At 71.7% G+C, this 8,672-nt stretch carries 7 protein-coding genes; 5 read left to right on the top strand and 2 right to left on the bottom strand.

Going from position 1 to position 8,672, the window contains the following annotated elements:
• Window positions 1-189: 189 nt before the first annotated feature.
• Complete coding sequence (gene gndA, locus AOJ26_RS37415; protein ID WP_053852810.1) at window positions 190-1,629, bottom strand: NADP-dependent phosphogluconate dehydrogenase; 1,440 nt, start codon at window positions 1,627-1,629, stop codon at window positions 190-192.
• Window positions 1,630-1,894: 265 nt separating this feature from the next.
• On the opposite strand from gndA, the gene AOJ26_RS37410 reads away from it, so the two are divergent.
• Entirely contained in the window at window positions 1,895-3,022 is a 1,128-nt protein-coding gene (locus tag AOJ26_RS37410) for a transglycosylase family protein (RefSeq protein ID WP_053852809.1), read from the top strand.
• On the opposite strand, the gene AOJ26_RS37405 is transcribed toward AOJ26_RS37410, so the two are convergent.
• Window positions 3,012-4,133, bottom strand: a complete 1,122-nt coding sequence (locus AOJ26_RS37405) for a DMT family transporter (protein WP_053852808.1) — start codon at window positions 4,131-4,133, stop codon at window positions 3,012-3,014. The genes AOJ26_RS37410 and AOJ26_RS37405 overlap by 11 nt on opposite strands.
• A gap of 210 nt (window positions 4,134-4,343) precedes the next feature.
• On the opposite strand from AOJ26_RS37405, the gene AOJ26_RS37400 reads away from it, so the two are divergent.
• The 4 genes from AOJ26_RS37400 to AOJ26_RS37385 form a co-directional block, all read left to right on the top strand.
• Window positions 4,344-5,072, top strand: coding sequence for a (2Fe-2S)-binding protein (locus tag AOJ26_RS37400; protein WP_053852807.1), 729 nt, complete (start codon window positions 4,344-4,346; stop codon window positions 5,070-5,072).
• Window positions 5,073-5,111: 39 nt separating this feature from the next.
• Window positions 5,112-6,263, top strand: coding sequence for a glycogen synthase (glgA, locus tag AOJ26_RS37395; RefSeq protein WP_053852806.1), 1,152 nt, complete (start codon window positions 5,112-5,114; stop codon window positions 6,261-6,263).
• 53 nt (window positions 6,264-6,316) lie between these two features.
• Window positions 6,317-7,537 carry a glucose-1-phosphate adenylyltransferase gene (glgC, locus tag AOJ26_RS37390; RefSeq protein ID WP_053852805.1) on the top strand — a complete coding sequence of 407 codons (1,221 nt, stop codon included), beginning with the start codon at window positions 6,317-6,319 and terminating at the stop codon, window positions 7,535-7,537.
• 181 nt (window positions 7,538-7,718) lie between these two features.
• The coding region (locus tag AOJ26_RS37385) for a PA14 domain-containing protein (protein ID WP_234358771.1) at window positions 7,719-8,672 on the top strand (954 nt) is incomplete at its 3' end.

Raw genomic sequence — 8,672 nt, 5'->3', positions numbered from 1 at the left:
GGCGACGGGTCGGGCGCCGGGCCCCGGCCCCGCGCCCGACCCGTCGCCGTCCCCGGTCCCGCCGGGACCCGAGCCGGTTCCGGCCCCGGAGCCGGGGCCGCCGCTCAGCTGACGGCGGGAGACAGACGGCGGGAGACAGACGGGAGGAGGGCCGCCGTTCGGCGGCCCTCCTCCCTGTCAGGGCGACGCTCAGCCGGTGACCTCGGACCGGTCCCCGCCCCACAGCGTGTGGAACGAGCCCTCGCGGTCGGTGCGCCGGTAGGTGTGGGCGCCGAAGAAGTCCCGCTGCCCCTGCGTCAGCGCCGCGGGCAGCCGCTCGGCGCGCAGCGCGTCGTAGTAGGCCAGCGCCGCCGAGAACCCGGGCACCGGAACCCCCTGCCGCGTCGCCGCGATGATCACGTCACGCCAGTCGTCCTGCGCGTCGGCGATCTCCTGCGCGAAGGTGTCGTCGGAGAGCAGGCTGGGCAGGTCCGCGCGGGTGTCGTAGGCGGACCGGATGCGGTCCAGGAAGGCCGCGCGGATGATGCAGCCACCGCGCCAGATCGCCGATACGGCGCCCAGGTCGATGTCCCAGTCGTACTCCTCGCGGGCGGCCGCGATCTCGTGGAAGCCCTGCGTGTACGACACGATCTTCGAGGCGTACAGCGCCTGCTCCACACGGTCCGCGAAGGCACCCGCCTCGGACTCCGACAGCGGCGTCGCCTTGGGCCCGGCGAGCCCTCGGGACGCCTCCCGCAGTTCGGCGTGGCCGGACAGGGAGCGGGCGAAGACTGCCTCCGCGATGCCCGAGACCGGGACACCGAGGTCGAGGGCGATCTGCACGGTCCAGCGGCCGGTGCCCTTCTGCTCCGCCTGGTCCACCACCACGTCCACGAACGGCTTGCCCGTCTCCGCGTCCACGTGGGAGAGCACCTCGGCGGTGATCTCGATCAGGTACGAGTCCAGGCGGCCCGTGTTCCAGGTGCGGAAGATGTCGGCGATCTGGGCGGGGGAGTACCCGGCCACATCGCGCAGCAACTGGTACGCCTCACCGATGAGCTGCATGTCGGCGTACTCGATGCCGTTGTGGACCATCTTCACGAAGTGCCCGGCCCCGTCGGGACCCACGTGGGTCACGCACGGAGCGCCGTCCTTCGCCTTGGCGGAGATCTTCTCCAGCATCGGGCCGAGCGAGTCGTACGACTCCTTCGGGCCGCCCGGCATGATGCTCGGGCCGTTCAGCGCGCCCTCCTCGCCGCCGGAGACGCCCATGCCGACGAAGTGGATGCCCTGCTCGCGCAGTTCGCGCTCCCGGCGCCGGGTGTCCGCGAAGTGCGCGTTGCCACCGTCGATGATCATGTCGCCGGGCTCCAGCAGCGGCGCGAACTCCTGGATCACCGCGTCGGTCGGCTCACCGGCCTTGACCATGATGACCAGCCGGCGCGGCCGCTCCAGGGCCGCCACGAACTCCTTGGCGGTCTCGGCCGCGATGAAGTCGCCCTCGCTCCCGAACTCCTCGACCAGGGCGTGCGTGCGCGACGCGGTCCGGTTGTGCAGGGCGACCGTATAGCCGTTGCGGGCGAAGTTACGGGCGAGGTTGCGGCCCATGACCGCGAGGCCCGTGACACCGATCTGCGCTGTGTTGCTCATACCGCCTGCTCCCAAAAGATCCTGTGGATCGCGTAGGTCGTCTATCGCTGCCGGTCGTGCTTGTCAGTATCGTCCACCGGTCATCCTGGCCCGTCGGGGGACTGTCCGCACACCAGGGATACGGTTCGGGCGCCTCGTTGCGTTCAGCCGGACACGCCGGTCCCGCGCGCGCCCCACGCGGCCGGATGCCGTCTTGTCATGGCCTGTTCGCGGCGCTTACTTTTGCCCCTCCTGGCGCATGACGCTTGTCTAGGGGGAGGCCTCCATGGCCGTACGCGGCCGGCACCGCCGGTATCAGCCGAACAGGATCAACCGGGCCTCGCTCACCGTCACCGCGGGCGGTGTCGGCATCGCGGTCCCGCTCATCGGCACCGGCACCGCGCACGCCGCCGACGTGGACACCTGGAACAAGGTCGCCGCGTGCGAGTCCAGCAGCAACTGGAGCATCAACACCGGCAACGGCTACTACGGCGGGCTCCAGTTCACCCAGTCCACCTGGGAGGCGTACGGCGGTGCCCGGTACGCGGCGCGTGCGGATCTGGCCACCAGGGACCAGCAGATCGCGGTGGCGGAGAAGGTGCTGGACGGACAGGGGCCGGGCGCCTGGCCGACGTGCTCCGTGCGGGCCGGGCTGACGCGCGGGGGCTCCGCCCCGGACGTCCAGCCGCTCACGAAGCGGACGGCCTCCGTGCGGGACGTCCAGCCGCAGACCACCCCGCAGTCACGGGCCGGGTCCGCCGAGATGTACACCGTGGTCCGGGGCGACTCGCTCTCCGGGATCGCCGACGCGCACAAGGTGCGGGGCGGCTGGCGGGGGCTGTACTCCGCCAACCGCGGGACCGTCGGGGCCGATCCCGACCTGATCCTGCCGGGCCAGCGGCTGAAGCTGCGGGCCGGCGCCGCCACGCCCACCACCACCGAGCACACCTCGACCTCGACGCGGAAGACCTCCTCCGACACCGGGAAGAAGACCGGGAAGGCCGCGGACACCGGCCTGGTCGCCCCCGTGAACGCCTCCCTCGGCACCCCGTACCACAAGCAGGGCTCGTCCTGGTCGAAGGGCTACCACACCGGTGTCGACTTCGCGGTGCCCACCGGGACCTCCGTGAAGGCGGTCGCGGCCGGGAAGGTCGTCACCTCCGGGTGGGGCGGCTCCTTCGGCTACCAGGTGGTCATCCGGCACGCCGACGGCCGCTACACGCAGTACGCCCACCTGTCCGCGATCTCCGTGAAGGCCGGACAGAGCGTGGGCGCCGGCCAGCGCATCGGCCGGTCGGGCTCCACGGGCAACAGCACGGGCCCGCATCTGCACTTCGAGGTGCGGACAGGGCCCGGCTTCGGCAGCGACATCGACCCGGTGGCGTACCTCCGGGCCGGCGGCATCAGGATTTGACCCGGGTCCGGTGCCGGTCCAGTACCGGCATCGGGATGTACGCCGCGCCGTAGAACGGGCCGTAGTACGCCGGGGGTTGGCCCCCCGGGTCCGCGAGCTCCTCGGACGGGCCGTCCCTCCGCGCCGTCCCGGGCGCCGGCACGAGCAGTTCCTCGCGCAGGGCGGCGACCTGCTCGACCAGCACACCCTCGCGCACCAGAGCGTCGGCCGGTTCCTCGGCGGGCGCCGGGACGAACACGTCGACGTCGTCGGTGCCCGCGGTCTTGACGGGCTCGCCGTGGGTGCGCTGGATGCGCTCCGTCGTCAGCAGGATCAGGCCGCCCGCCGCCACCACACCGCAGCTCAGGGCGAGCGCGGTGCCCGTGGTGCCGTAGCGGAAGGTCTCCCCGAACATCGTGATGCCGACCACGGCCGCCACCACCGGGTTCACCACCGTCAGCGTCGCCAGCGGAGCCGCGAGACCGGCGCCGCGGTAGGAGGCCTGCGACAGCATCAGTCCGGCCGTGGCCAGGACACCGATCACGGCCAGCGAGGGCAGGTCCGCCGCCGAGACGCCACCGCTCCAGTCGACGGCGACCGTCTTGGTGAACACCGAGGACATGCCGAACGCTATGCCGGACGCGGTCGCGAGCAGCACGCTGCGCACCACCGGGTGCCGGTGCGCGGCCCGGCCCGCGATCATCAGCGCGACCACCGCGGCGGCCGTCACCAGCGCGGCGAACACCCGCTGGGTCGTGCCGAGCGAGTGCGCGTCGGAGGCGCCCACCAGGGAGAGCAGACCGGCTAGACCCACCGTCGCCATGATCGCGCCCCGCCAGGCGGTCGCCCCGGCCCTGCGGCCGACGAACAGCGCGGCCATCGGCAGGGCGAACACGATCGTCAGGGCGCCCAGCGGCTGGACCAGGCTGAGCGGACCGTAGGCGAGCGCCACCACGTGCAGGAGCCCGCCGAGGCCGTTCAGCGCGACCGCCGCCCACCAGCTCGGCCGGCGCAGCGGCGCGAACTGCTCGTCCGGGTGCGACACCGCGACCTGCTCCTGCACGATCGCTCCGCCCGCGTAGGCGACGGCGGAGACGAGGGAGAGGAGCACGGACACCGCGAGGGCACTCATGAGCAGCTCCTCTGCGTGAGGCGGGGGCGTGGTGCCCGGCGCGACGAAGGGTCGTCTTCCATGACCAACACGATGCCCGGAAAACTTCTTCCCGTCGTCGTCCCTGAGCAGGCAATGGGTCCTACTGCCGATGGAGTACAGAACGGTCCGTGTCCTCCCCAGGGCGGGTGACACGGGGTGGAGGCCCCCTGGTGGGCACCCCTAGGGGTCTTGGTACTACTGCTGGTCGTGGACCTCGACCCGGATCTGGTGGCGCTGCGACCGCTCGGCGCCTTCTTCGTACTGCGCACGATCGGCGGCAGTCCCGCGGCACCGCGACCGGCACTGCCGACCCTCGCCCAAGTCTACGAGAACCGAGGATCGGATGTTTACGGAAATGCACTGACTTTCCGGGTCCGGAAGGTGGCCGACGCCCTGCGCGCTCCCGAGCCCCGCATCGCCGCCTCCATCGCCCACCTGGGTCTCGCGGCCCGGCTGTGGTCGGTGGCGCTCGGCTGCGCCGTCCGGTACGGGCACCTCCCCGACCTGGCCCCGCACCGGCTGCTCTGGGACCCCGACGCGAGCGCCCCCGACGATCTCCTGCTGGACACGGTGGCACCGCTTCCGGCCGACGCCGGGACGATCGCCCGGGTCGTGCTGCACGGCCATCTCGAACCCCTGACGGCGACGCTGCACACGGACCACCGGCTGGCCACCGGACTGCTGTGGGGCAACGCCGCCTCGGCGCTCACGGGAGCCGTCCGCCAACTGGGCCACCCCGGCGCCCGCGCCCTCGCGGCCGACCTCCTCACCCACCCCCTGCTCGCGGGGACGCTCGACAGCGCCACCCTCCGCCGCCGGAGCTGCTGTCTGTACTACCGGTTGCCGGGAGGTGGCGTGTGCGGTGACTGTTGTTTCACACGAGCCCCGCGCTCTTCCCCGCGCGGCGCATCTGGGTGACCATGAAAGCCGACCAGCCGCGAAGACAGGGGGTTCCGGGTGCGAGTGGGCCTGCTGACCCGGGAGTACCCGCCGGACGTGTACGGCGGCGCAGGTGTCCATGTCGAGTTCCTCGCCCGGGAGTTGAGATCCCTCGTCGACCTGGACGTGCACTGCTGGGGCGAGGGCCGCACGGAGGGCGTGGTCCGGCACCGGCCGTGGTCCGCGCTGGACACCGCCAACGACGCGCTGCGCACCTTCTCCGTGGACCTCTCCATGGCCGCGGGCCTCGAAGGCCGTGAGCTGGTCCACTCCCACACCTGGTACGCCAACCTCGCCGGCCACCTCGGCAAGCTCCTGCACGGCATCCCGCACGTGATGACCGCCCACTCCCTGGAGCCCCTGCGCCCCTGGAAGGCCGAGCAGCTCGGCGGTGGATACGCGCTGTCGAGCTGGGCCGAACGCACCGCGATCGAGTCCGCCGACGCGGTGATCGCCGTCTCGGGAGCCATGCGCGAGGACATCCTCGGCTGCTATCCGGGGCTGGATCCGGCCAGGGTCCACATCGTGCACAACGGCATCGACACCACCCTCTACCGGCCCGACCACGGCACCGAGGTGCTGGACCGGATCGGCCTGGACCGGGACCGCCCGTTCGTGCTGTTCGTCGGCCGCATCACCCGCCAGAAGGGCGTGCCGCACCTGCTGCGCGCGGTGCGGGACATCGACCCGGCGGCGCAGGTCGTGCTGTGCGCGGGCGCCCCGGACACTCCCGAGATCGACCGGGAGTTCCGCGAGCTCTTCGAGGAGCTCAGCCGGGTCCGCGAGGGCGTGCACTGGATCCCGCAGATGCTGCCGCGCCCCGAGGTGATCCAGCTCCTCACCCATGCCGCGGTCTTCGTGTGTCCCTCGGTGTACGAACCCCTCGGCATCGTCAACCTGGAGGCGATGGCCTGCGGGACCCCCGTGGTGGCCTCGCGGGTCGGCGGTATCCCCGAGGTCGTGGACGACGGCAGGACCGGACTGCTCGTGACCGTGGACGACGGGTTCGAAACGGCCCTCGCGGGGGCACTCGACTCCGTGATCGGCGATCCGGCCACGGCACGGCGGATGGGCGAGGCGGGCCGGGAGCGCGCGGTGGGCGAGTTCGGCTGGGACGCGGTCGCGCGGCGCACGGTCCGGCTCTACGAGGAGATCGTCAAACAGGCGTAGCTGGCCCCCGGCAAGGGCAGGCATCGGTCACAGACCAGGTGAGGGGAGCGGCCATGCGTCGTGGCGGACCTTCGGTGCTCGGCATCGTACTCGCGGGCGGAGAAGGCAAACGCCTGATGCCCCTGACCACGGACCGCGCCAAACCGGCGGTCACCTTCGGAGGCACCTACCGGCTGGTCGACTTCGTCCTGTCCAACCTCGTCAACGCCGACATCCTGCGCATCTGCGTGCTCACGCAGTACAAGTCGCACTCGCTGGACCGGCACATCACGACCACCTGGCGGATGTCGAGCCTGCTCGGCAACTACATCACGCCGGTGCCCGCCCAGCAGCGCCTGGGACCGCGCTGGTACCTGGGCAGCGCGGACGCGATCCTGCAGTCCCTGAACCTGATCTACGACGAGCGCCCCGAGTACGTCGCGGTGTTCGGCGCCGACCACGTGTACCGCATGGACCCTCGGCAGATGCTCGCGCAGCACATCGAGTCCGGTGCGGGCGTCACGGTGGCCGGCATCCGCGTGCCGCGCTCCGAGTCCCCGTCGTTCGGGGTGATCTCCCCGGCCTCGGACGGGCTCACGGTGGAGCGCTTCCTGGAGAAGCCCGCCGACCCGCCCGGCCTCGCGGACGACCCGGAGTGCGTGTTCGCCTCGATGGGCAACTACATCTTCACCACCAAGGCCCTCATCGAGGCGCTCCAGCGGGACTCCGAGGACGAGCACTCCGTCCACGACATGGGCGGCTCGATCCTCCCGCAGCTCACCGACCGCGGGGAGGCCCAGCTCTACGACTTCAGCGCCAACCACGTGCCCGGAGAGACCACCCGGGACCGCGGCTACTGGCGGGACGTCGGCACCCTGGACGCCTACTACGACGCCCACATGGACCTGATCGCCGAGCGCCCCGCCTTCAACCTCTACAACCGGCAGTGGCCCATCTACACCCACTCCGGCCAGCTCTCCCCGGCCCGCTTCAACGCCGGCGGCATCGCCAGCGAGTCCATCATCAGCGCGGGCTGCCTCATCCGCGGCCAGGTCACGCGGTCCGTGCTCTCACCCGGTGTCCTGGTCGACCCGGGGGCCGTTGTCCAGGGCTCGGTCCTGCACGACAACGTGAAAATAGGCCGGGGCGCGGTGGTCCGCGGGGCCGTCCTCGACAAGAACGTCGAGGTGCCGCCGGGCGCCACGATCGGCGTGAACCCGGAGCGGGACGCGGAGCTGTACACGGTGTCCAAGGGCGGGGTGATCGCGCTCGGGAAGGGGCAGCTCGTGTCCTAGACCCCGGCCGGGTCAGCCCCCCTCACGCCCCCGCACGGACAGGCCCGCGGGGGCGTGGATCGCGTCGCCCTCGTGGCACACCTGGTCGTCCCGGACAGACTTGTCATGTCCCTGGACGGGAAGCCGAATCCGTGTTGTCATGCCAACTCCTGCCCATGACAACGTTGTTATGGAGGCTTCCATGCACAGCAGGCACCTCACCCGCCTCAGAGGCCGGCTGGCGTTACTGTTCGCCGCGCTCCTCGGGATCGCCGGCCTGACCGCGGCGCCCGCCCTGGCCGACGACCCCGTCGAGGCCCACGGCCTCAAGGGCGAGTACTGGACCCAGTCCGCCCCCGGCGCCTTCGACTTCCACGAGCTGAAGGCCACCACCTTCGAACCGAACCTCGACTTCGACAACCTCGAACCCCGGCTCGCCGCCGCGACCGGCCGCGCGGACGACGTCAGCGCCCGCTGGACCGGCAGGCTCGTCCCGACGGCGTCCGGGCCCCACACCTTCTCCGTCATCGGCGACAACGGCTTCCGTCTGTGGCTCGGCGGACAGCTCCTCATCGACCACTGGGTCGACGACTGGGACCGCGAACAGACCGCGCAGCCGGTCGAGTTGACGGCCGGACAGTCCTACGACATCAAGGTCGAGTACTTCGAGCACTACGGCGGCTCCAACCTCCACCTGCGCTGGATCCAGCCCGGCGGCAGCAAGCAGGCGGTCCCGCAGTCCGCGTTCCGGCTCCCCGAGGGCTACGACTACGACGGACCGGTCGCGACCACCGTCCTCGGCACCGGCCGCACCCTGAAGCTCGACTTCGCCCAACCGCTTGCCGCGCCTCCGGCCGGCCTCACCGACCACCTCCAGGCGGTGATCGGCGGCGCCAAGTGGCCCCTGGGCACGGCGAAACGGGACCCGCGGGATCCCCGAACGCTTCTGGTCGACCTCGCCGAACCCGTCGTGGGCAACAGGACCGGCACCGCACGCGGCACCGCCGACCTCCGCTACGACGGCCGGGGCGGGCTCACCGGCGCCGACGGCAACGTTGTCAAGGCGTTCTGGAGCAGCGGCCCCAACCGCTCGACGTACGAGCTGCGCACGAAGTGGGCCGACGAGGTGGGCCCCGGCAACGCCCACCCCGAGTAC

This window comes from Streptomyces sp. NRRL B-24085, from assembly GCF_001282115.1.
Classification (GTDB): domain Bacteria; phylum Actinomycetota; class Actinomycetes; order Streptomycetales; family Streptomycetaceae; genus Streptomyces.
Note: the sequence above shows the minus strand (reverse complement) of the source record. Positions and strands in the feature narration are given on the sequence as shown.

Excerpts from the sequence above, each read along its gene's own strand:
- gndA (WP_053852810.1), bottom strand. The coding sequence starts at position 1,629 with ATGAGCAACACAGCGCAGATCGGTGTCACGGGCCTCGCGGTCATGGGC.
- AOJ26_RS37410 (WP_053852809.1), top strand. The coding sequence starts at position 1,895 with ATGGCCGTACGCGGCCGGCACCGCCGGTATCAGCCGAACAGGATCAAC.
- AOJ26_RS37405 (WP_053852808.1), bottom strand. The coding sequence starts at position 4,133 with ATGAGTGCCCTCGCGGTGTCCGTGCTCCTCTCCCTCGTCTCCGCCGTC.
- glgC (WP_053852805.1), top strand. The coding sequence starts at position 6,317 with ATGCGTCGTGGCGGACCTTCGGTGCTCGGCATCGTACTCGCGGGCGGA.